Raw genomic sequence first — 20,454 nt, forward strand, 5'->3', positions numbered from 1 at the left:
GAGCGCCTCCCTTCGATGCCGGCGGGTTGTGGACGTGCGAGCGGAATGATGTTGCTATGCAGGGGGTTCGCGCTCTCCTACAACGCCACGCGGAAGGCGTCCGACGCCTCGGCATCACCCTCGATGAAGCCGGCGGCCTGCGCGCGGAGTACGGCGGCGATCTTCCGCATCTCCAGAACTCCCGTCGCCGTGTCCGTTTCGAACTTCTCGGCTACCGTCGTGAAACTCTCGGCAGCTGCGGTCGAGACCTCATCGCGACCCTGCGCGGCCACGGGCAACGCCCGACCGGCGGCGGTGAGCGCGTGTTCCAGGCGGTCGGCGATCCGGTCGAGGTCGCTTGCCGCCGAGATCAGTTCGGCGGGTTCGACGCGGAGTTGCGAGTTGCTCATACTTCCTCGTTTCGTTTCGTACCGGGCACGCCCAGTCGCAGTTCGATGTCCGGGCTGGGATCGGCTTCGGCGGCTTCCTCATGACCGATGACGGCTGGAGCGACCTCAGGCGACTCACCGACCACGCGACGGCCGTTGTCCTCGGTGACGAGATAGTCGGGTACCGAATGCTGGTCGTCCGCGGCGCCCGCGCCGCGCGCACCGGCGGCACCCATCGGGGCACCGCCCATCGGTGCGCCACCCATCGGCATAGCGGCGGGCGCCGTCACGGGCCTGGCGGTCGTCGATGCACCGAGGGCGGGTTCGCCGAGGTTGAAGTTCGTCGGGACGGTCGGTCGAGAAGCGCCCAGCGGCGTCGCTATTCCGCCCACGCCTCCGATGCCACCGCCACCGCCGCCTCCCCCGCCACCACCACCGCCGCCCGCGCCCTTCGACTTCGGCGACAGCGCAGCCGGGACGACGGCAGGTGAACCGTGTTCGACGTTCAGCATCTTGCTGATCGGTTGCATCAGCGAGGTGGGCAGTTCGGTGGCCGTCGACATCGCCGGCGACACGACGTCGAGGATCGAGCTGGCCAGCGTGAACGGCGATTGTCCCGCGCCCGCGGTGGGTGCACCGGTGACGGCGACCGGGGCACCGTTTACGGCCATAGCCGTCGTCGGGCCGAGTAGTTCGGCCCGGGTCACCGCGACCGCGGCGGTCGCCTGCGACAGTCCGACGGAGGCGAACCCGGCCGCAGCTGCGAAGCCTGCGCCGACCGCCGGTGTCATCATCATCGGTACCGCGAAGCCGGTGATCTTCGCGACCGTCGCCGCGATGATCCCCTGCACCACTGCCAAGCCCTTTGCCACGATCGCGGCCGCCGTCTTGGTATCCAACGAGATCCCCGACCCCTGCGTGGCCAGAGCCGAACTGTTCGCCCCCGCCTCGGCGGTCTTGGCGCCGGCGCTCACCGCGCCCTGCCCTGCCCACAGCTGGTCGGCGAGTTTGAGTGCGCTCTGCCCCATCGTCATCGACGTCTCGAGCACCTTGGTGAGGCTCTCGAAGATGACGGTCGGGTCGAATCCGCCACCCGAGAGATCACCGGTGCCGAAACCACCCAGCAGATCGGTCATCGGTTTGATGAACATGTCCAGGTTCGGTGGCTGCAGCGGTGGCAGTCCCGGCATCGGCGGCAACGGGGGCAGCACCGGCAGCGGAGGCAGACCCAGTCCGCCCAGGACGTCGGCGACCGTGCGGTCGAGGATCGGGCCGAGCGGGGTCGCCTCGATCATCTCCTGCACCGTCATGTAATTCAGGGCGGGCACATCCGGGATGCCCGGTAGCGGTGGAACCGTCACAGCACCGAACGGATGGCTGCGGCGCTGGCGGCGTCGGTGCCCTCGAACTCGGCGAGACCCGCCGCAGTCGATGCCGCGGTGGCGGCATGCACGGCCGCGAGTTGCCCCACGGACATGAGGTGACTGGCCTGCGCAGCGATGAAGGCGGCGAGGAACTCCTGCCCGATGAGCCCGAAGACGGGGACCATCGCCGCTGTGTTGGCCGCGGCGTCGATCGACCCGGCGGTGCCGACGGCGGTCGCCATCGCGGCGTTCGTGGCGGCGAAGCCCTCGAGCACCTCCGGCGTCACCTTGACGTTCGTCATTCTCGAACCCCCTCGTGGGTGTCAGTCTGATGGATCGGTGTCATGTCGGCCGGGTCCGTCATTCGGCCGGACGAGCGGCCAGCATGTCGCCGAACGACTCGTTGAACTCCTCGGTCACCGCGGCGATCCGGGCGTAGACCTTCTGTGCGGCCAGCGCGGCGGTCGTCACGACCTGGTCGGCCAGCCGGCTCGCACCGAGTTCGTTGGCGCCGTAGGCGAATTCGAGGTCGATGAGCGCGCCCTTGCCGTCCACCTCGGCGGTGACCAGCCCGTCGGACGACGTCTCCCGGACCGAGATCGCGCGTAGCTTCTCCTGAAACCCGTGCAGGCCGTCGAGCTGCCGTTGCGCGCGCGCCTCGAGTTCGTCCATTCCCCAGGTCATCGCTGCAACCACGACGCGGGCGCGTCGGCTTCCTCGTCGTCGCGCCACTCGGCTCGTGCGAGATCGTCCGGGCGGGGCAACTGCATCTCCTGCACGAGGTCCCGGTCGATGCCGGCGGCGAGCAGGTTCTCGCGGAGCCGGATACCGGCGGACATCGCCGCCTGCTGACAGAGTCGGAGGATGTCCCCGGCGAGCAGAACCGGATCCTTGTCGAGTTCGGACGCCTCGATACGAACTGCCACCGGAAGACCTTGCGCGGTGGTCCGGACGCCGAGCCCGCCCGACCGTGACCGCGCGGTCACGAACTCGTGCAACACCGCCCACGGGTCGTCGGGATCACCGTCGACGAGATCCCGAGGATCGTCGGAGTAGGTCATGGAAAGCTGCACCCCCTTCACGCCGAATATGACGCAGCCGGGGCCCCTTCCGGTTCCATCGAATTTTCGTTCGACGGAACCAGACCTCCCACATACGGATCCGTGAAGAACCGCGCACCCCGCTGCGCACATGTGTTGAGTGTCTGCATAGTGCCATACTCGGTTCGGCCTCACCACACCAGAGATGCACTATGCCGAACGCGTGTCCTCGAGACGGCTCTGTGGACGTCGTCCGGACCAGGTCGAGGACCTTGGGTAGACTGCCGCAGGACGCAGCCGGGGTCGATCGACAAAACGGGGTGGATCGCTGCACGCCTCGCCGAACTCGCCGCAACGCGATCGGCGCCCGGCCGCTTGACCAGAGGATTCCCCGATGACGTACGAGAACCCGACGAGACCGGACGGAACCGGGCCCGGCACCCCTGATGCCGACGCCCCGGCGCCGCCGCCCTGGCTGCAGTTCGCCCCGCCGACCGCCGCTCCACAACGGCCGCCGGCAGCAGCGCCCGCGCCGCCCGCACCCCGGGGATCGTCCGCACGTCCGGACAGCGGATCACCGGCCCGCGAGACGATGCCCCCGCGGCCGGACTTCGAAAGCCGGTCGGCGCCACCGCCCGACCATCCCGCCGCCGTCCGTCCGCCCGCCGACCACGCCGGCGCCGCCGACCACCCCGGGGCCGCGCCCGCCGATCCGCATCCTCACGGCGGGCCCGTTCCGCCGGAGCCGCGTCCCGAGATCTCACCGACTGAGAACCCGGTCGCTCCCCCGTGGCCGCCGCAGGCTCCTCCCGTCCCGGGGCCGGACCACTTCGGACCCGACAACCTCGGACCCGGGCACGTCACCGGCCCGGCACCGTCATCCGGAATGCCGCCGCACCCCGCCGCGTCGCAGATCGTGCCGCCCGCCCCGCCGGCTCCCCAGTCCGCTCCCGCGTGGTCCGCCCAGCCGGGGATGCCACCGACTCCGGTCGCCGGCCATCAACCTCCGCCGTACGCGGGTCCCGCTCCGATGGGCCCCGGTCCCGCGCCCGCCTTTCCCGGGCAGCCGATGCAGCACGGATACGGGCCGCCGTCGGGAGGCCCTTCGCTCGACGAGGTGGCACTCATCCGGAAGGCCCGTCGCGCGCCGAGTCGCGGCTGGCGTCGTGCGGTGCACACGCTGTCTGCCGGTGCGATCAATCCCGGTGAGTCGCAGGGCGACATCGAATATCAGCAGCTGCTCGAACGGGTGAACCGGCCGGTCCGGGGCGACTATCGGATCGCCGTGCTGTCGCTGAAGGGCGGAGTCGGCAAGACGACGACCACCGTCGGCCTCGGCTCGACGTTCGCCTCCCTGCGGGGCGACCGCGTCATCGCCGTCGACGCCAATCCCGACCTCGGTACGCTCGCACAGCGCATTCCGCAGCAGACCCGGTCGACCGTCCGCGACCTGCTCGCCGATGAGAACGTCTACCGCTACTCAGACGTCCGGGCCCACACGTCGCAGGCGCCGAGTCGCCTCGAAGTCCTTGCCTCCGAACGAGATCCGGCGATGGCCGAGGCGTTCAACGAGGAGGAGTACCGCGGCGTCATCACCGTGCTGCAGCGCTTCTACAACATCATCATCACCGACTGCGGCACCGGTCTGAGCCACTCGGCGATGAACGGGGTCCTCGACCTCGCGAACACGATCATCCTCGTCAGTTCCCCGGCTCTCGACGGCGCCCGCAGCGCCGGCGCGACCCTGGACTGGCTGGAGGCGCACGGTTTCGGGCACCTCGTCTCGCGCGCCGTGGTCGTCCTGAGTTCGTCGCGACCCGGGTCGTCGACCATCGACACCGACCAGCTGGGTCAACACTTCCTCACGCGGTGCCGCGCCGTGCACAAGATCCCGTTCGACGACCACCTCGCCGAAGGCGCGGACGTCGACCTCGAACTGATGTCGAAGCCGACGAAGCGATCGTTCGTCGAACTCGCGGCGACCATCGCCGACGATTTCTCGGGTGGCCCCGGACAACGGGAGGAGCCGTTCCTCCGCTGACCGACCCCTGATCCCGAGCGGCGGAAGGGACCTGGTGAGACGCGGGGCAGACCCTTCGTGACGCGCCCTCCGCAAGCTCCGGGCGCTCCTCAGCCTGAATCCGTGGAAGGGTTTCAGGTGGGGTGGGTTGGGGCGCGTGATCGTCTGATTGTGTTGTGGGCGTGTGGTATTCGCTGACCTGTGTCAGCCTTTTCACTGGGGTTCCTTGGTGGTGGGTGGGCGGGTGTGGTTGGTAGGTCAGGGAGTATGCACTGCGGCCCACAGCGTGGTGAAGGCGTGTTGGGTTGGCCAGTGTCGGGGTAGGTGCAGGACCGGTGTTCGTGCTGGTCGCGCTAGTCGGGCGGGTACCGCGATGAGTGTGCGGCGCAGCGTAGCGCCCCGCGCGGCCCGCAGTCTGGGGGTGTTGGTGAGTGCGGCGAGGGTGCGCATCAGGTTGTGGCTGATCGCGGTCAGCGCCAGCCAGGCGGCGTTAGCACCGAACCGTCCGGAGGGCAGATGGGCCAGCGGTCCGTCGATGAGGTCGGCGAACACGGTTTCGATGATGGCGTGGCGGCGGTGGGTGATGTCGGCGGTGACGGTGTCGTCGGTGGTGTTGGTGAAAAACGAGTGGTACCGCCAGGCGGGCATCAGGGTGTCGGTGCCGGCGGGGTGGTGGGCTGTGACCCGACGCACGATCAGGCGGGCGGTGACCGGCTGGGTGGAGTCCGGTTGCACGGTGTAGGTGGTTTCGGCGACTTCGGCATCAGAGATCAGTTCGCCGGTGTCGGGGTCGGTGACCGCCCCGGGATAGTGCACCGGCATCCACGCGTCGTCGCCGATCGCGGTGATGGCGCGGGTGATCGCCGTATTGGTCCGCAGGACCAGCGAGAACGTCGCTGCGAGGCGTTGGCAGGTGCGCATCACCGCGGCGGTGCCATAGGCCGCGTCGCCGCGGACGGTGATCTCCCCGCTCGCCCCACAGCGGCGTGCGGTGGTCAGGGTTTCAGCGATCATTCTCGCTGCCCCGTTACCGGAAGCGGTGCGCCCGGCCCGTAGCCAGGCGTTGCCGATCACCGGTGCATACCCGGGCGCAGACAGGGTGGTGACCTGCGGGGACAACCCTTTGCGCAGCAGTTCACGCCCGGCGATTTTCGCGTGCCCGTAGGAGCCGCCTTCTTTCTGGTAGCCGTAGACCGGGCGTAGTAGTGAGTCGATATCGACAAATACCCGGGACCCGTCGGTGGGTAGCAGACCCGCGGTGGCGCACATCGCCGGCAATGTGTGGGTCATCACGGCGTTGAGTTGCCGGGCGTGGCCGGGGGTGAACTCGCGCAGCGTTTGTCCGATCGTGGCTGGGGCGTACACGCGGTCGAACAGGCGGGTGTGCCCACCGCTGCGGACCATTCCGAGGTCGTCGATACTGTCAGCGCCGCAACACAATCCGCCGATCACGGTCAACAGTTTCGCGTCGAGGTTTGCCCCAGCGGAGGCGACCTGGGTGGTACCGAGATCGACCCGGTCGCCCAGCGATGCGGCCAACCCGGTCGACTCGGCCACTCTCATGACCGGCACCAGTCCGGCGTGCGACACCAGGTTGTCGTCGTCGAACATGGCGGACGTGGCGGAGAACGTGTGCGATACTTTCACTGAAAGTGCCTTCTGAGCTGGAATGTTTTGTGTCTCAACACCACCAATCATTCCAGCTCAGAGGGCATTTTCACGTTACCGACACCCCGCACCCATCCACGGATCCAGGCTCAGGGAGCGGCGGTTGGTCACGCCCTCCGCAAGCTCCGGGCGCTCCTCAGGGAGCGTGGGTTGGTCGCGCCTATCCGCAAGCTCCGTGCGCTCCTCAGGGACCGGCGGTTCGCCTCAGGGCGTCTCGGCGCGCCGATCGCGCCGCGCGATCCGCCAGCGCCGACCGAAGTGGATGAATGTCGGTATGACGATCGTGCACACGGAGGCGATGATGAAGATCTCGATGTTGTCGCGGATGACCGGGATGTTGCCGAGGAAGTAGCCGAGCAGGATGATCCCGGCCGCCCAGGTGAAACTGCCGAGCACGCTGAAGAGGGTGAACGTCCGATGTGGCATGCCGCTGAAGCCGGCGACCAGCGGGGTCAGGGTGCGGACGATCCCGATGAACCGGCCGAAGAACACGGTGAGCGGCCCGAAGCGGTCGAAGTAGTGGTTCGTCCTGGCCAGATACTCGGGTCCGATGGTGCGCATCAGTTTGCCCTCGACCACCCCGCGCCCCACACGGCGGCCGATGAAGTAGCCGCACTGGTCGCCGATGATCGCCGCCAGCGGCACAGCCAGGCACAACAGCCACAGCGGTGCGAAGGGATCGGGTTGTGCGGCGAACACGCCGGCGGTGAAGAGCACCGAGTCGCCGGGAAAGATGAACCCGACCAGGATGCCGGTCTCCACGAAGATCAGCACGCAGAGTCCGATGAGGCCACCGGTGGCCACGAAGGACTCGATGTCGAAGGGGTTCATCGAATCCAACACTAGTGGCGCAGCGACCCGCCGGGGCCCGGTGACCGTCGCGACGTGGCAAAGCGTCGGCAACCATTCAGATCCCGGCAACCCAGGTCGCAGCCGGCGCCCGGCACCCGACGCGCACGACGACCGGTGATGCGGTTTACTCGACGCCTAGCGGGACAACGCCCATTGCCATCCACCGCTCCGTCGCGAGGACGCGACCGACACCGCCCGAGCGACACCGAGGGGAGAGACAGTGCCCACCAAGCACCGGGATCCGTCCCCGACCACGACGTCCGGTCCGACGCTGCGTCCGGTCTCCGACACCGACGTCCGCATCGAGTACCACACCATCCACGGCTACCGGCGCGCCTACCGGATCGCCGGCAGCGGTCCGGCGCTGCTGCTCATCCACGGCATCGGTGACAACTCGTCGACGTGGGACGAGGTCATCCCGATCCTCGCGCAGCACTACACCGTCATCGCACCCGACCTGCTCGGCCACGGGGAATCGGACAAGCCACGCGCCGACTACTCGGTGCCGGCCTTCGCCAACGGCATGCGCGACCTCCTCGTCGTCCTGGGGATCAGCAAGGTGACGGTCGTCGGCCACTCCCTGGGCGGCGGCGTCGCGATGCAGTTCTGCTATCAGTTCCCGCGCTTCGTCGAGCGCCTGGTGCTGGTCGCGGCCGGCGGGGTCACCCGCGACGTCAACCCCGCCCTGCGGTTGTTCTCGCTGCCCGTCGTCCCGCAGGTGCTGTCGGTACTCCGCGTCCCCGGCGTGATCCCTGGTCTCACGACGCTCGCGAAAGCGATCGTCGCCGCGCCGGTGCCGCCCCTGTTCCCGTCCTCGGCCACGCCCGAACATCTACTGGCCGACCACGTGGACCTCATGCGGGTCCTCGGTGGGCTTGCCGACCCCACCGCGTCGGCCGCCTTCCTCCGTACTCTGCGCGCCGTCGTCGACTGGCGCGGCCAGTCCGTCACGATGCTCGACCGCTGCTACCTCACCGAGCGCCTGCCGGTCCTGCTCGTGTGGGGCGACCGGGACATCGTGATCCCCCATCACCACGGCGAACTGGCGCACTCGGCGATCCCACACTCGGAGTTCGAGACCTTCTCCGGCTCAGGACATTTCCCGTTCCACGACGACCCCGAACGGTTCTGCCGGATCGTCATCGACTTCATCGCGCGCCACGCGCCGGTGGAATTCGACCCGCTCAACTGGCGGCATCTGATGTCCGAGGGCGCCCATCCGGAGCAGTTCGTCGGCGACGACGAGACCGTCGACGAGGTGCTCGAGGCCTTCGGAGACGAGCGCAACGCCACCTGACCCGAAACACACTCGCGTATGCCACCATTGCGGGATGACGTACCCGGGGAATGGCAATGACGGCACCCGTCCGTTGCCGCATCAGCCGAACGCCTACGACTCCAGTCCCGGCTTCGTGCCCGCTCCCGCCCAATTCCCGGGCCCCGGCATGGGTTACGCGCCGCCCGGGCCGTTCTTCGACGCGGGTGCCGCAGCATTACCCGAGCCGCCGCTCGTGGTCATCGGTGACATCACGTGCACCCAGCACCACGTGATCACGCCGTCGGGCACGTTCCCGCTCGCGGGTTCGCAGTGGGAGGTCACCGACATGTCCGTGTCCTCCGAACAGATGTCGCAGACGGGCCTGGTGCTGGCGCTCGTCGGGTTCTTTCTGATCTGCTTTCTGAGTCTGCTGTTCTTGCTGATGAAAGAACGGCGCACAACGGGCTTCATCCAGGTACGGGTCCGGGGCGCGGGCGGCGCGATGCACGTCACCAACATCCCCGCCACGTCGCCCTGGACGATGAGCGATGTGTCCGGTCGCGTGTACTACGCACGCGAACTGGCTACCGTCGCCTGAGCCGCCCGCACGTTCGAGATGAGCACGCCGCTCCATCCAGTCACGAGGAGGACCACCCGATGACCACACCAGACAACCCGGGCGACAAGCCCCACGACCCGTTCGTCAAGCAGCCACCGGCCGACGCCTCGCCGTCGTACGGCACCGACCCCGGCCAGCAGCCGGGGGGTTCGGAGTTCGGTACCGCGGGGACCTCGCAGCCCGGCGGCGGCTATCCCCAGTACGGCGACCAGCAGTACGGGAGCCAGCAGTACGGCGACCAGCAATACGGGAGCCAGCAGTACGGGGCACCCCAGCAGTACGGCGACCAGCAGTACGGGGGCCAGCAGTTCGGGGCACCGCAGCAGTACGGCGCACCCCAGCAGTACGGGGCTCCGCAGGGTGGGTATCCCGCGGCGCCCGGTTACGGCTACGGCGGCGCTCCCGACCCCACTGCTCCCTACGGCCGTGACCCGGCCACCGGCGAACCGCTGTCCGACAAGTCGAAGCTGGTTGCCGGCCTGCTGCAGATCTTCCTGGGCAGCTTGGGCGTCGGGCGCTTCTACATCGGCGACAACACCACCGGCGCGATCCAACTCGGCCTGACGATCCTCGGCTACATCACCGCGATCTTCTTGATCGGGTTCGTCATCATCTTCGGTGTCGCCATCTGGGCGCTGGTCGACGGCATCATGATGCTGACCGGCAGTGTTCGGGACAAGAACGGCCTCAAGCTGGGCAACTGACCGCTGCGCTCGAGGAGGCCCCGGGGATCCGTCCCCGGGGCCTTCTGTGTCACAACAACTCCGGGGACCCGGCGAGACGGCGGGTGGTCACCCACCGCAGCAACCGGTCGACCCGCGCACGTCGCGGGTCACCGTGTTGCGAGCGGCGAGTTCGTCGTCGGCGGGATAGTCGACGCCGACCAGGCACAGACCCCGGGCCTCGGCGACGGGTACCTGGCTACTGCGTTCCCGCTCCTCGAGAAGGCCACGGCACCAGTCGATGTCGCGCCTGCCGTCGCCCACACTCGCGACCGCGCCGACCAGCGACCGCACCATCGACCAGCAGAACGCGTCCGCGCTCACCTCGCCGACGAGGACTCCTTCGGCGTCCCGTCTCCAAGAGAACCGCTGCAGTTCCCGGATCGTGGTCGCACCCTCCCGCCGACGGCAGAACGCCGCGAAGTCGTTCAGGCCGAGCAACTCCGACGATGCCGCGTTCAACGCGTCGACGTCGAGCGGCCGACGCCATGTCGCGGTCGTCCGCGCGACCACCGGTTCGGCACCCCACCGTGCATCGGTCAACCGATAGCGGTAATGCCGGCGCAGCGCCGAGAACCGAGCGTCGAACTCCTCCGGGACGACGCGCACGGCCGTCACCCGGACGTCATCGGGACACATCTTCGCGAGACGCCCGACGAGCGTCGCGGGGTCGCCGGCGATCGATCGGGTCTCCAGTACCGACCGCGGAACCTCGGCGTGCGCGACCTGCCCAGTGGCATGCACACCGGCGTCGGTGCGCCCCGCCACCGTCAGCCGCACCGGCACCCGCAGGACCGTCGACAACCTGGTCTCGAGTTCCTCGCACACGCTGCGCTGGCCGACCTGCCGTGCCCATCCGGCGAAGTCGGTGCCGTCGTACGAGATGTCGAAGCGGAGACGACAGAACCCGCCGGCACCGGAATCGGCGCCGACGGGTTCGGTCTGCGGTTCTCGACTCAGTCGACTACTTCTTCTCACCGTCGACGTCGGCTCCGGCTGCCTCGGCATCGGGAGCGGTCGCGGCGGTGGACTCGTCGTCGACGGCCTCGGCGACAGCCTCGGCGTTGGCGACCTCGGCATCGGTGGCGTCGGCCTCGACGGCCTCCACCACGTTCGCGTCAGCCGAATCGGTATCAGCGACAACCTCTTCGGTGGCGTCGAGCTTGTCCTCGGCGGCCTTCTTGGAGGCGGCGACGCGGGTCGCGCGGCTGGCCTCGCTCGACGCGGTGGACTCGCGCACCAGCTCGATCACGGCCATGGGGGCGTTGTCGCCCTTGCGCGGCAGCGTCTTGATGATGCGGGTGTAGCCACCGGGACGATCGGCGAAGAACGGGCCGATCTCGTCGAACAGCGTGTGCACGACGTCCTTGTCACGGATGTCCTTCAGCACCTCACGGCGGTTGGCCAGCTTGCCGGCCTTGGCGTGGGTGATGATCTTCTCCGCGTACGGACGCAGGCGCTTGGCCTTGGCTTCCGTGGTGGTGATGCGGCCGTGCTCGAAGAGCGAGGTGGCGAGATTCGCCAGCATCGCCTTCTGGTGGCTGGCCGACCCGCCGAGGCGGGCACCCTTGGTGGGCTTGGGCATTGTCTTCTCCTAGGAGGACCCCGCATCACTCGATGCGGAAGTCAGGGTTGGGCAGTGACAGCTACCGCCGCGTCGTAGCGACTACAGCTGCTCGGTCTCCGCGAAATCCTCACCGGAATCGGCGTCGAAGGACGCGTCTTCCGACCACGTGCCGGTGGCCGGGTCGTAACCCGCGACCTGCGACGGATCGAAGCTGGCCGGGCTGTCCTTGAGAGACAGACCGAGCGCGTGCAGCTTGACCTTGACCTCGTCGATCGACTTCTGACCGAAGTTGCGGATGTCGAGCAGATCCGACTCGGTCCGCGCAACCAGCTCGCCGACGGTGTGCACACCCTCGCGCTTGAGGCAGTTGTAGGAACGAACGGTCAGCTCGAGATCCTCGATCGGCAGGCTGAACGAGGCGATGTGGTCGGCCTCGGCCGGCGACGGCCCGATCTCGATGCCCTCGGCCTCGACGTTGAGCTCCCGGGCGAGCCCGAACAGCTCCACCAGGGTCTTGCCCGCCGATGCCAGCGCGTCACGCGCACTGATCGAGTTCTTGGTCTCCACATCGAGCACCAGTCGATCGAAGTCGGTGCGCTGTTCGACACGGGTGGCCTCGACCTTGTAGGTCACCTTGAGCACCGGCGAGTAGATCGAGTCGACCGGGATGCGGCCGATCTCGGCACCCGACGCCTTGTTCTGCACGGCCGGGACGTAGCCGCGGCCCCGCTCGACGACGAGCTCGATCTCGAGCTTGCCCTTGTCGTTCAGGGTGGCGATGTGCAGATCGGGATTGTGCACGGTGACACCGGCCGGGGGCACGATGTCGGCACCGGTGACGGTGCCCGGACCCTGCTTGCGCACGTACATGGTGACCGGCTCGTCCTCGTCCGAGCTGACCACGAGGCCCTTGAGGTTCAGGATGATGTCGGTGACATCCTCCTTGACCCCGGCCACGGTGGTGAACTCGTGGAGGACACCGTCGATGCGGATGCTGGTGATGGCTGCACCCGGGATCGAGCTGAGCAGGGTACGACGCAGCGAGTTGCCGAGGGTGTAGCCGAAGCCCGGCTCGAGCGGCTCGATGACGAACTTCGAGCGGTTCTCGGCGAGGACTTCCTCGGTGAGGGTGGGTCGCTGTGAGATGAGCATTCTGTGGATCTCTCCTTTGGCCGCCCGCTATATGACGGCCTCGAGGGTGTACCGAACAGCTGTTGCTGTCGGGCGGGTGTTGCTCGAAGGACTACTTGGAGTAGAACTCGACGATGAGCTGCTCGGTCAGCGGGACATCGATCTGGGCACGCTCGGGCACGCTGTGCACGAGAACACGCAGGGTCGACGGCACGACCTGGAGCCAACCCGGAACCGGACGATCGCCGACGAGCTCCTTGGCGATCTGGAACGGGACGGTCTGCAGCGACTTCGGGCGGACATCGATGATGTCGTACTGGCTGACGCGGTAGCTGGGCACGTCGACCTTCACACCGTTGACGGTGAAGTGGCCGTGGCTGACCAGCTGGCGGGCCTGGCGACGGGTACGCGCGATGCCGGAGCGGTAGATCACGTTGTCGAGACGGGTCTCGAGGATCTTCAGCAGTTCGTCACCGGTCTTGCCGGTGCGACGGTTCGCCTCTTCGTAGTAGCGACGGAACTGCTTCTCCAGGACGCCGTAGGTGAAGCGCGCCTTCTGCTTCTCCTGCAGCTGGAGCAGGTACTCGCTCTCCTTGATCCGCGAGCGGCCGTGCTGGCCGGGCGGGTAGGGGCGGCGCTCGAATGCAGCGTCTCCACCGATCAGGTCGACGCGAAGACGACGAGACTTCTTGGTTGCGGGGCCGGTATAACGAGCCATGTTTCTCTGTTCCTCCCTTTCCCGCTAGACCCGACGCCGCTTGGGCGGACGGCAACCGTTGTGCGGCTGCGGGGTGACATCGGAAATGGTGCCGACCTCGAGGCCGGCTGCCTGCAGGGAGCGGATGGCGGTCTCGCGACCCGAACCCGGTCCCTTGACGAACACGTCGACCTTCTTGACGCCGTGCTCCTGGGCCTTGCGCGCAGCGTTCTCGGCCGCGAGCTGAGCCGCGAACGGGGTGCTCTTGCGCGAGCCCTTGAAACCGACGTGGCCCGACGATGCCCAGCTGATGATGTTGCCGCTGGGATCGCTGATCGACACGATGGTGTTGTTGAACGTCGACTTGATGTGTGCGTGGCCGTGCGGGACGTTCTTCTTATCGCGACGGCGGGTGCCCTTCTTGGGGCCTGCGCTACGAGACTTCGGAGGCATTACTTCTTCTTCCCGGCGATGGTCTTCTTCGGGCCCTTGCGAGTGCGGGCATTGGTCTTGGTGCGCTGTCCACGAACGGGCAGGCCACGACGGTGGCGCAGACCCTGGTAGCAGCCGATCTCGATCTTGCGACGGATGTCGGCCTGCACCTCGCGACGGAGGTCACCCTCGACCTTCACCGAGGCTTCGATGTACTCACGCAGCTTCGAGACGTCTGCGTCGGTGAGATCCTTCGCTCGGAGGTCAGGGCTCAGGCCCGTTCCCTCGAGGATCTCCTTGGAGGTGGTGCGCCCAACTCCGTAGATGTAGGTCAGTGCGATCTCCAGCCGCTTCTCGCGGGGGAGATCCACACCAGCAACACGTGCCATGTGGCGGATTTCCTTTTCGATTTTCAGAGGTCTGCTCCCAGTCCGTCCCGCGAGCTGGTGCCGAACCGTGTGTCCGGCCTCGTGGGCTCCGGCCTCTGATCCGGAGGTAGGCGGTGACGCGTCTGTCGCCGCTGGTGTTGGGAGGTCCTTGTGTATTGAGTTGTCGATCTTCAGTTGTTCTGACTCAAGCGACCCGGAGGGTGCGCGTGATCAGCCCTGACGCTGCTTGTGACGCAGGTTCTCGCAGATCACCATGACCCGACCGTTACGACGGATCACCTTGCACTTCTCGCAGATCGGCTTGACGCTCGGCTGAACCTTCACGTCAATCTCTCCTGCTCGGCTCGCCCGCGCGCACGCCGAAACGGCCGTACACGTGGGTGTCGGTCTCCTCCCGAACGGATGTCCGGGAAGTCTGTCCCCGGCGACGCCGGGAAAGTCCTACTTGTAGCGGTACACGATTCGCCCACGAGCCAGGTCGTAGGGCGAGAGTTCCACGACGACCCGGTCCTCGGGCAGGATGCGGATGTAGTGCTGCCGCATCTTGCCGCTGATGTGGGCGAGAACCTTGTGTCCGTTCTCCAGCTCAATACGAAACATCGCATTGGGCAGGGGTTCGATCACTCGACCCTCGACCTCGATGGCCCCGTCTTTCTTCGCCATGTCCTCCGCGATCCTGGCCGTGACCACGACATCCGGGCGACGTCGCGGCCCATTGGCCGGGTTGAATCAGTGTTTGTCCGTTAGGGTGTGGGCACCGGTCCGCGAGGACCTGCACCCGGTGTGCGCCGACCGGACCCACGTGCTGACACGCCGAGGCCCGGCGCGCGATGCGCACCGACGGTCCATGCTACGCGAACAGGCAGGCCAGGCCAAATGCGTGCGCGGCGTCGCAAGGAGGTCCAAGCGGATGGGGACGGTCGACGACTATCTCGACGGGCTCGACCCGGACGACCGCGCGGTCATCTCCCGGTTCTATGACGTCTCCCGCGACACGGTCCCCGGCACCGCGCAGGGCAAGGGCTACGGGATGCCGGCCCTGACGTATCGCGGTAGCCCGCTCCTGTCGGTGATCCGCACCAAGAAGCACATCGGGCTGTACCCGTTCAGCCCCGACGCGGTCGACGCCGGGCGGCCGTTCCTCGCGGGATTCGACGTCCAGAAGGGCACCGTACGTTTCCAGCCCGACGCCCCTCCGTCAGACGACGCGATCCGCGCCATGATGACGTTCCGTCGCGATCAGATCGATGGTTGAGGCGAGGGTGCTGGCACACTGTCGCTCATGCTTGCCTTCCTCGTCCGCACCGTGCTGACCGCGGTGGCCCTGTGGGTCGCGACGCTGATCGTGCCGGGCATCGACTTCGTGGGCGGTTCGACGACCGCCGAGAAGGTCGGTATCGCCTTGGTGGTCGCCGTGATCTTCGGCGTCCTGAACGCGATCATCAAACCGATCGTGCAGATCATCGCGATCCCCTTCTACATCCTCACGCTCGGTCTGATCCACATCGTCATCAACGCGTTGATGCTGGAGCTCACCGCGTGGATCACCCGCAACACCACGCACTGGGGGCTCGAGGTCGACGACTTCTTCTGGTCGGCGATCTTCGGCGCCATCGTCGTGTCGGTGGTCGGGTGGCTCCTGGCCCTGCTGATGCGCGACCCGGTCGACCGATGACGAGTACACGCGGCGCCGACACACTGCGCCCCGCACTCCGGACGACATCGGTCCTCGCGGCGCTCGCCGCCGTGGTCCTGGTGGTGGCCGGGTGCGGCAGCGACACCGGCGGGCAGCCACGGTCGGTGACCGTCGTCGGGTCGGGCCAGGTCAGCGGCACCCCGGACACCCTGCGCGCCGACATCGGCGTGGAGGCGACCGCGTCCGATGTGACGACCGCGCTGAACGAGACGAGCGCCAAGGTCACCGCGGTCACCGACGCGGTCGTCGCGGCCGGAGTGGAGCGCAAGGACGTCGCCACGCAGCAGGTGTCGGTGAACCCGCAGTATTCGAGTGCCGCACCCGGCGGTTCGAGCCAGATCAGTGGATACACCGCGACCAACACCATCCGCGTGACCATCCGCGACATCTCTACGGCGTCGACCGTGCTGAGCGCCGCCGCGACCGCCGGTGGGGACAACACGCGCATCAACAACGTCGCCTTCGCCATCGACGACGACTCGGAACTCCTCGAGAAGGCGCGCGAAGCCGCGTTCACCGACGCCCGGGGCCGCGCACAGCAGTACGCCGGTCTCGCCGGCGACTCGCTCGGCGACGTGCTGACCATCAAGGAGAGCACCAGCGGCCAGGAACAGCCGGTCTCGCCCGGTACCTTCGAACGCGACGTGGCGGCCGCGCCCGTACCGGTCGAGCCCGGCCAGCAGGAACTCACCTTCACCGTCACGGTCACGTTCGCGCTGGACTGAACACCCCGTCCGTGCACCGCACCCGGAGATCGGAGGATCGATGCGCGCCGTTCTCCAGCGCGTCAGCCGAGCGAGTGTGAGCGTCGACGGCGAGGTCGTCGGCGAGCTCGACATCCCGCCCGGCGCCGCGGGCCTCGTCGCCCTGGTGGGGGTCACGCACGACGACACCGTCGACCACGCGAGCAAGCTGGCCGACAAGATCTGGCGCCTGCGGATCTTCGACGGCGGGGACGGCCCCGAACGGGCCGCCGCCGACCTCGGCGCCCCGATTCTGGTGATCAGCCAGTTCACGCTCTATGCCAACACCGCAAAGGGCCGGCGCCCCTCGTGGAATGCCGCCGCGCCCGGGCCCGTCGCCGAACCGCTGGTCGACGCGGTGGTCGACGCGCTCCGGGCCGCCGGCGCGACGGTGGCCACCGGCCGTTTCGGCGCGCACATGGAAGTCGGTCTCGTCAACGACGGCCCGGTCACCCTGGTGCTCGACGTCTGAGACCGCAGCCACGAACAGTCTCAGGACTACCGTGGTGCTGGTGGGACGAATCACCGCACGCCGCCGTGTCACCCGCGTCCGACGCGACGCTGAGCCGACACAGCGCGCGGACACCTTGGCCGTCGAAGAGCCGCTCGAGATCCGGGTCGGCGGGCGCACACTCGCGGTCACCATGCGCACTCCCGGCCACGACTTCGAACTGGTCGCCGGCTACCTGGTCTCCGAAGGTGTGGTGACCACCGGCGCGGATTACTCGACGGCCCGTTACTGCGCAGGCACCGACGCACAGGGCGCCAACACCTACAACGTCATCGACGCGACGCTCGCCCCGCATGTGCCCCCACCCGGTTCCGAGCTGGTCCGCGCCAACCCCGTTACGAGTGCATGCGGCATCTGCGGCAAGGACAGCATCGCCGCGGTCCACACCGCGTCGGTCCATGATCCCGCCGCCGACACCATGACCGTGGCCGCCGGGACGGTCCTGGACCTCCCCGACCGGTTGCGCGCCGAACAGAGCGTCTTCGACAAGACCGGTGGCCTGCACGCCGCCGCGCTGTTCGACGCGGATGGTCGCATGCTCGCCGTCCGGGAGGACGTCGGTCGGCACAACGCCGTGGACAAGGTGATCGGGTGGGCGGTTCTCGCCGACCGACTACCCCTGTCGGGCACCGTCCTCCAGGTCTCCGGCCGCGCGAGCTTCGAACTCGTCCAGAAAGCCGCGATGGCGGGAATCCCGATGCTGTGCGCGGTCTCCGCGCCGTCGTCACTGGCGGCCGACGCCGCCGACGATCTCGGCATCACGCTCGTCGGCTTCTCTCGCGGCGAGTCGATGGTGATATACAGCCGTCCCGATCGGATCTCCCTGCCCGAGGCCGCGATCACCGAAGAGGTTTCGGTCCCGCGCTGAGGTCGTGACGACGCGGGTCGTCGAGGGCGACCCCGCTGATCGGATCGAACCAGTACGTCTCGTCGACCTCCGGGGTCAGCCCGATCACGTCACCGACCTCGATCGTCCGGCGATGATCGACACGGATGACGATGCGACTCCCGCGCAACCGGACGTCCGCGCTGCAGTAGACGAACTGTTCGGCCCCCAGCTCCTCGACGAGATCGACCGTTGCGGTGAGGTTCCCGGCCTGCGGTGCAGCCGACACCTGCCACGACTCGGCACGCAGACCGACGACGACGTCGCCCGCGGACGCCGACGACAGCACCGACGGCGGAACCCGGACCTCGGCGCCACCGAGGCGTACGATGCCCGCGTCCACCCGGGCGTCGATCAGACACATCTGCGGTGAGCCCACGAACGACGCCACGAACAGGTTCGCGGGCCGTGAGTAGATCTCACGCGGACTCCCGACCTGTTGCAGCACACCGTGATCGAGCACCGCGACCCGGTGTCCCATGGTCATCGCCTCGACCTGGTCGTGGGTCACATAGAGCGTCGTGATGCCGAGTTCCCGCTGCATGGCCGCGATCTGGGCACGCGTACTCACCCGCAACTTGGCGTCGAGATTCGACAACGGCTCGTCCATGCAGAACACCTTGGGACGTCGCACGATGGCACGACCCATCGCGACCCGCTGTCGCTGCCCACCGGACAGCTTCGCCGGTTTGCGGTCGAGAAGCGGTGTGAGTTCCAGCATCTCGGCGACCTCACCGACCCGGGACGCGGTGTCCGCCTTGCTCATCCCGGCGTTGCGCAGTGCGAATCCCATGTTGTCGGCGACCGTCATGTTCGGGTAGAGCGCGTAGTTCTGGAAGACCATCGCCACGTCCCTGGCCTTCGGCGCCCTTCCGACGACGTCGACGTCGTCGATCAGGATCGCCCCCGACTCGACGGACTCCAGACCCGCGACCATCCGCAGACTCGTCGACTTCCCGCATCCCGACGGTCCGACGAGGACCATGAACTCGCCGTCGTCGACGGCCAGGTCGAGCGAGTCGACGGCGGGTTTCTGGCCGTCGGCGAAGCGCCGGGTCGCGCCGTCGAAGGTCACCGATGCCACGACCGGCCCCCTCGTCGCCGGCCCACAACCGGCCACGCCACGTCGCCCGTCATGACGGGAGCTTCGGCGCGATCTGCGCCTCGTAGATCTGCGCGATCTGGCGCTGGGTGTCGGCGAGGGTCGCGGCGACATCGGCGTTCTGCAGGCCGATGCGCTCGTAACCGGTGCCGATGATCTTGTCGCCGCCGGGGACGAAGACCCGCGCGTTGTTCTGCGGTTGTGTCCGCGGAAGCTGCTCGATGGCGGTGGCGAAGTTCGGGTTCTTCTCCAGGAACGCGACCATCGACGGGTCGTCCTGCGCGGATTTGCGCACCGGCATGTAGCCGACATTCTGCGAGAAGTAGGCGGTGTTCTCGGTGTTGGTGATGAACTCGATGAACTTCAGCGCGTTGACCTTGCGCTCGTCGGACAGTTTGGCCGGGACCGCGAGACCGGCACCGCCCGTCGGGCAACCCGAGACCCCCTGCGGCGCGGGCAGGAAAGCAGTACCGAAGTCGAAGGCGGCGTTCTCCGTGATGCCCGACAGATCGCCGGTCGAGGCGATGGTCGAGGCGATGATGCCGGCGCTGAAGTCGCCGGCGATGTCGTTGGAGATCTTCGCGTACCGTTTCGTGTTGATCGAGTCGCTCAGATATTGCGCGGCCGCAACGGTCTTCGGATCGGTGAACTTCAGCTCCCAGTCGTTCGAGTAGGCGCCGCCGAATGTCCAGGTCGGCCCCTGGAAGGTCCATCCGAGGTAGTCGGTCGCGTTGCCCCAGCCGTGCGCGCGCTTGTCGCCGCCGACCACGGTCTGGATCCGCGGGCCCCAGTCGTCGAACTCGTCCCAGGTCTGCGGGCCGCGGTCGGGCAGGCCGGCCCGGCGCCACACGTCTTTGTTGTAGTAGAACAGCGGAGTCGACCGCGCGTACGGCAACGCCCACGTCTGGTTGTTCCACTTGTAGTCGCCGACCAGCGAATCGACGTAGTCGGCGGTATTCACGTTCGCACGGCCGAAGAGGTCGTCGAGGGGGCTGATCGCGCCGATGAGCGCGAAGTTGAACCACCAGACGTCGGACAGGATCATGATGTCGGGCACGGCACCGCCGGACAGCGCGGCGTTGAACTTCTGCGCCGCCTCCTCGTAGTTCTTGCCGGCGTCGACGAGCTGCACGGTGATGCCCGGGTTGGCCGCCTCGAACCGAGAGATGAGTCCTCGTTCGACCTCGATGGATTTGCCGGGGTGATTCGACCAGAAGCTCAGCTTCGAGGCGTCGCCCGACGACGAACCGCCGTCACCCGAGGTTCCGGCGCATGCGGCCACCAGAGCACCGGCCGCGGCCGTCGCGGACGCGGCGAGGAACCCGCGCCGGGACATGTTCATCATCTGTCGTCTCCTTCGATCGTCTGTGTGTCAGTCGTTCTCGTGCA

The 20,454-nt window shown here is 67.7% G+C and carries 26 protein-coding genes; 9 read left to right on the forward strand and 17 right to left on the reverse strand.

The genetic code is table 11. The features are described from left to right. Positions 1–77: 77 nt before the first annotated feature. The 5 genes from Q9R39_RS14775 to Q9R39_RS14795 form a co-directional block, all read right to left on the reverse strand. Positions 78–389 (reverse strand): PE family protein, encoded by a 312-nt coding sequence (locus Q9R39_RS14775; protein ID WP_137810653.1) that lies wholly within the window; start codon positions 387–389, stop codon positions 78–80. Beyond that, positions 386–1,663 carry a hypothetical protein gene (locus Q9R39_RS14780; RefSeq protein WP_396275673.1) on the reverse strand — a complete coding sequence of 426 codons (1,278 nt, stop codon included), beginning with the start codon at positions 1,661–1,663 and terminating at the stop codon, positions 386–388. Before Q9R39_RS14780 ends, Q9R39_RS14775 begins: the two co-directional genes overlap by 4 nt. Positions 1,664–1,725: 62 nt before the next feature. Next, a complete protein-coding gene (locus Q9R39_RS14785) occupies positions 1,726–2,034 on the reverse strand; it encodes a type VII secretion target (RefSeq protein ID WP_058251955.1) in 309 nt (102 codons plus the stop codon). A gap of 58 nt (positions 2,035–2,092) precedes the next feature. Then, positions 2,093–2,404, reverse strand: coding sequence for a YbaB/EbfC family nucleoid-associated protein (locus Q9R39_RS14790; protein WP_078113319.1), 312 nt, complete (start codon positions 2,402–2,404; stop codon positions 2,093–2,095). An 8-nt stretch (positions 2,405–2,412) separates the two neighbouring features. Further along, a complete protein-coding gene (locus Q9R39_RS14795) occupies positions 2,413–2,793 on the reverse strand; it encodes a hypothetical protein (protein WP_137809593.1) in 381 nt (126 codons plus the stop codon). Positions 2,794–3,166: 373 nt separating this feature from the next. Between Q9R39_RS14795 and Q9R39_RS14800 the strand changes: the two genes are divergently transcribed. After that, positions 3,167–4,813, forward strand: coding sequence for an AAA family ATPase (locus Q9R39_RS14800; RefSeq protein ID WP_311277688.1), 1,647 nt, complete (start codon positions 3,167–3,169; stop codon positions 4,811–4,813). Between the two features lie 237 nt (positions 4,814–5,050). Here Q9R39_RS14800 and Q9R39_RS14805 read toward each other — a convergent pair whose 3' ends face one another. Together Q9R39_RS14805 and Q9R39_RS14810 are read right to left on the reverse strand one after the other, a co-directional pair. Next, positions 5,051–6,439, reverse strand: a complete 1,389-nt coding sequence (locus Q9R39_RS14805; RefSeq protein WP_311277689.1) for an IS1380 family transposase — start codon at positions 6,437–6,439, stop codon at positions 5,051–5,053. Between the two features lie 225 nt (positions 6,440–6,664). Then, on the reverse strand, positions 6,665–7,291 hold the full coding sequence (locus Q9R39_RS14810) for a DedA family protein (RefSeq protein ID WP_058251958.1): 627 nt from the start codon (positions 7,289–7,291) through the stop codon (positions 6,665–6,667). Positions 7,292–7,532: 241 nt separating this feature from the next. Between Q9R39_RS14810 and Q9R39_RS14815 the strand changes: the two genes are divergently transcribed. The 3 genes from Q9R39_RS14815 to Q9R39_RS14825 are packed head-to-tail and all read left to right on the forward strand — an operon-like array spanning position 7,533 to position 9,893. Continuing rightward, positions 7,533–8,609 carry an alpha/beta hydrolase gene (locus tag Q9R39_RS14815; RefSeq protein ID WP_311277690.1) on the forward strand — a complete coding sequence of 359 codons (1,077 nt, stop codon included), beginning with the start codon at positions 7,533–7,535 and terminating at the stop codon, positions 8,607–8,609. A 34-nt stretch (positions 8,610–8,643) separates the two neighbouring features. Next, positions 8,644–9,168, forward strand: a complete 525-nt coding sequence (locus Q9R39_RS14820; RefSeq protein ID WP_311277691.1) for a hypothetical protein — start codon at positions 8,644–8,646, stop codon at positions 9,166–9,168. A gap of 59 nt (positions 9,169–9,227) precedes the next feature. Next, positions 9,228–9,893 carry an NINE protein gene (locus Q9R39_RS14825; RefSeq protein WP_311277692.1) on the forward strand — a complete coding sequence of 222 codons (666 nt, stop codon included), beginning with the start codon at positions 9,228–9,230 and terminating at the stop codon, positions 9,891–9,893. Positions 9,894–9,980: 87 nt separating this feature from the next. On the opposite strand, the gene truA is transcribed toward Q9R39_RS14825, so the two are convergent. The 8 genes from truA to infA all read right to left on the reverse strand — a co-directional run bounded on the left by truA (position 9,981) and on the right by infA (position 14,790). Next, positions 9,981–10,919, reverse strand: coding sequence for a tRNA pseudouridine(38-40) synthase TruA (truA, locus tag Q9R39_RS14830; RefSeq protein ID WP_311277693.1), 939 nt, complete (start codon positions 10,917–10,919; stop codon positions 9,981–9,983). Continuing rightward, entirely contained in the window at positions 10,876–11,496 is a 621-nt protein-coding gene (gene rplQ / locus Q9R39_RS14835) for a 50S ribosomal protein L17 (protein WP_065631830.1), read from the reverse strand. Before rplQ ends, truA begins: the two co-directional genes overlap by 44 nt. An 81-nt stretch (positions 11,497–11,577) precedes the next feature. Further along, entirely contained in the window at positions 11,578–12,630 is a 1,053-nt protein-coding gene (locus Q9R39_RS14840) for a DNA-directed RNA polymerase subunit alpha (protein ID WP_058251963.1), read from the reverse strand. A 91-nt stretch (positions 12,631–12,721) separates the two neighbouring features. Further along, the gene (rpsD, locus tag Q9R39_RS14845) at positions 12,722–13,327 is read right to left on the reverse strand and encodes a 30S ribosomal protein S4 (RefSeq protein ID WP_058251964.1); all 606 of its coding nucleotides are present in this window, start codon (positions 13,325–13,327) and stop codon (positions 12,722–12,724) included. Between the two features lie 24 nt (positions 13,328–13,351). Continuing rightward, complete coding sequence (rpsK, locus tag Q9R39_RS14850; RefSeq protein ID WP_004023536.1) at positions 13,352–13,759, reverse strand: 30S ribosomal protein S11; 408 nt, start codon at positions 13,757–13,759, stop codon at positions 13,352–13,354. Continuing rightward, positions 13,759–14,127 (reverse strand): 30S ribosomal protein S13, encoded by a 369-nt coding sequence (gene rpsM, locus Q9R39_RS14855; protein ID WP_004023537.1) that lies wholly within the window; start codon positions 14,125–14,127, stop codon positions 13,759–13,761. Before rpsM ends, rpsK begins: the two co-directional genes overlap by 1 nt. A 210-nt stretch (positions 14,128–14,337) precedes the next feature. After that, positions 14,338–14,451, reverse strand: a complete 114-nt coding sequence (gene rpmJ, locus Q9R39_RS14860; RefSeq protein ID WP_005207978.1) for a 50S ribosomal protein L36 — start codon at positions 14,449–14,451, stop codon at positions 14,338–14,340. A gap of 117 nt (positions 14,452–14,568) precedes the next feature. Beyond that, the gene (gene infA / locus Q9R39_RS14865; RefSeq protein ID WP_004023539.1) at positions 14,569–14,790 is read right to left on the reverse strand and encodes a translation initiation factor IF-1; all 222 of its coding nucleotides are present in this window, start codon (positions 14,788–14,790) and stop codon (positions 14,569–14,571) included. 184 nt (positions 14,791–14,974) lie between these two features. Here infA and Q9R39_RS14870 point away from each other — a divergent pair, with 184 nt between their 5' ends. From Q9R39_RS14870 to fdhD, 5 genes are read left to right on the forward strand one after another with little or no spacing between them, the layout of a single operon-like run. Next, the gene (locus Q9R39_RS14870; RefSeq protein ID WP_259936263.1) at positions 14,975–15,382 is read left to right on the forward strand and encodes an iron chaperone; all 408 of its coding nucleotides are present in this window, start codon (positions 14,975–14,977) and stop codon (positions 15,380–15,382) included. 27 nt (positions 15,383–15,409) lie between these two features. Beyond that, entirely contained in the window at positions 15,410–15,802 is a 393-nt protein-coding gene (locus Q9R39_RS14875) for a phage holin family protein (protein WP_058251965.1), read from the forward strand. Next, positions 15,799–16,548, forward strand: a complete 750-nt coding sequence (locus Q9R39_RS14880) for an SIMPL domain-containing protein (RefSeq protein ID WP_311277694.1) — start codon at positions 15,799–15,801, stop codon at positions 16,546–16,548. Before Q9R39_RS14875 ends, Q9R39_RS14880 begins: the two co-directional genes overlap by 4 nt. 40 nt (positions 16,549–16,588) lie before the next feature. After that, positions 16,589–17,038, forward strand: a complete 450-nt coding sequence (gene dtd, locus Q9R39_RS14885; RefSeq protein WP_247449919.1) for a D-aminoacyl-tRNA deacylase — start codon at positions 16,589–16,591, stop codon at positions 17,036–17,038. A 40-nt stretch (positions 17,039–17,078) separates the two neighbouring features. Beyond that, positions 17,079–17,945 (forward strand): formate dehydrogenase accessory sulfurtransferase FdhD, encoded by an 867-nt coding sequence (fdhD, locus tag Q9R39_RS14890; RefSeq protein WP_311277695.1) that lies wholly within the window; start codon positions 17,079–17,081, stop codon positions 17,943–17,945. On the opposite strand, the gene Q9R39_RS14895 is transcribed toward fdhD, so the two are convergent. Both Q9R39_RS14895 and Q9R39_RS14900 read right to left on the reverse strand, forming a co-directional pair. Then, a complete protein-coding gene (locus tag Q9R39_RS14895; protein WP_311277696.1) occupies positions 17,917–19,047 on the reverse strand; it encodes a sn-glycerol-3-phosphate ABC transporter ATP-binding protein UgpC in 1,131 nt (376 codons plus the stop codon). The genes fdhD and Q9R39_RS14895 overlap by 29 nt on opposite strands. Positions 19,048–19,096: 49 nt before the next feature. Beyond that, positions 19,097–20,410 carry an ABC transporter substrate-binding protein gene (locus Q9R39_RS14900; protein WP_311277697.1) on the reverse strand — a complete coding sequence of 438 codons (1,314 nt, stop codon included), beginning with the start codon at positions 20,408–20,410 and terminating at the stop codon, positions 19,097–19,099. Positions 20,411–20,454 lie beyond the last annotated feature (44 nt).

It is taken from the genome of Gordonia sp. AC31 (genome assembly GCF_031844505.1).
In the GTDB taxonomy this organism is placed as follows: Bacteria; Actinomycetota; Actinomycetes; order Mycobacteriales; family Mycobacteriaceae; genus Gordonia; species Gordonia hongkongensis.

What these genes read in the sequence shown, in the direction of transcription:
- Q9R39_RS14775 (WP_137810653.1), bottom strand. Translation starts at nt 389, where the DNA reads ATGAGCAACTCGCAACTCCGCGTCGAACCCGCCGAACTGATCTCGGCG.
- Q9R39_RS14780 (WP_396275673.1), bottom strand. Translation starts at nt 1,663, where the DNA reads ATGATCGAGGCGACCCCGCTCGGCCCGATCCTCGACCGCACGGTCGCC.
- Q9R39_RS14785 (WP_058251955.1), bottom strand. Translation starts at nt 2,034, where the DNA reads ATGACGAACGTCAAGGTGACGCCGGAGGTGCTCGAGGGCTTCGCCGCC.
- Q9R39_RS14790 (WP_078113319.1), bottom strand. Translation starts at nt 2,404, where the DNA reads ATGGACGAACTCGAGGCGCGCGCGCAACGGCAGCTCGACGGCCTGCAC.
- Q9R39_RS14795 (WP_137809593.1), bottom strand. Translation starts at nt 2,793, where the DNA reads ATGACCTACTCCGACGATCCTCGGGATCTCGTCGACGGTGATCCCGAC.
- Q9R39_RS14800 (WP_311277688.1), top strand. Translation starts at nt 3,167, where the DNA reads ATGACGTACGAGAACCCGACGAGACCGGACGGAACCGGGCCCGGCACC.
- Q9R39_RS14810 (WP_058251958.1), bottom strand. Translation starts at nt 7,291, where the DNA reads ATGAACCCCTTCGACATCGAGTCCTTCGTGGCCACCGGTGGCCTCATC.
- Q9R39_RS14820 (WP_311277691.1), top strand. Translation starts at nt 8,644, where the DNA reads ATGACGTACCCGGGGAATGGCAATGACGGCACCCGTCCGTTGCCGCAT.
- Q9R39_RS14825 (WP_311277692.1), top strand. Translation starts at nt 9,228, where the DNA reads ATGACCACACCAGACAACCCGGGCGACAAGCCCCACGACCCGTTCGTC.
- truA (WP_311277693.1), bottom strand. Translation starts at nt 10,919, where the DNA reads ATGCCGAGGCAGCCGGAGCCGACGTCGACGGTGAGAAGAAGTAGTCGA.
- rplQ (WP_065631830.1), bottom strand. Translation starts at nt 11,496, where the DNA reads ATGCCCAAGCCCACCAAGGGTGCCCGCCTCGGCGGGTCGGCCAGCCAC.
- Q9R39_RS14840 (WP_058251963.1), bottom strand. Translation starts at nt 12,630, where the DNA reads ATGCTCATCTCACAGCGACCCACCCTCACCGAGGAAGTCCTCGCCGAG.
- rpsD (WP_058251964.1), bottom strand. Translation starts at nt 13,327, where the DNA reads ATGGCTCGTTATACCGGCCCCGCAACCAAGAAGTCTCGTCGTCTTCGC.
- rpsK (WP_004023536.1), bottom strand. Translation starts at nt 13,759, where the DNA reads ATGCCTCCGAAGTCTCGTAGCGCAGGCCCCAAGAAGGGCACCCGCCGT.
- rpsM (WP_004023537.1), bottom strand. Translation starts at nt 14,127, where the DNA reads ATGGCACGTGTTGCTGGTGTGGATCTCCCCCGCGAGAAGCGGCTGGAG.
- infA (WP_004023539.1), bottom strand. Translation starts at nt 14,790, where the DNA reads ATGGCGAAGAAAGACGGGGCCATCGAGGTCGAGGGTCGAGTGATCGAA.
- Q9R39_RS14870 (WP_259936263.1), top strand. Translation starts at nt 14,975, where the DNA reads ATGCTACGCGAACAGGCAGGCCAGGCCAAATGCGTGCGCGGCGTCGCA.
- Q9R39_RS14875 (WP_058251965.1), top strand. Translation starts at nt 15,410, where the DNA reads ATGCTTGCCTTCCTCGTCCGCACCGTGCTGACCGCGGTGGCCCTGTGG.
- Q9R39_RS14880 (WP_311277694.1), top strand. Translation starts at nt 15,799, where the DNA reads ATGACGAGTACACGCGGCGCCGACACACTGCGCCCCGCACTCCGGACG.
- dtd (WP_247449919.1), top strand. Translation starts at nt 16,589, where the DNA reads ATGCGCGCCGTTCTCCAGCGCGTCAGCCGAGCGAGTGTGAGCGTCGAC.
- Q9R39_RS14900 (WP_311277697.1), bottom strand. Translation starts at nt 20,410, where the DNA reads ATGATGAACATGTCCCGGCGCGGGTTCCTCGCCGCGTCCGCGACGGCC.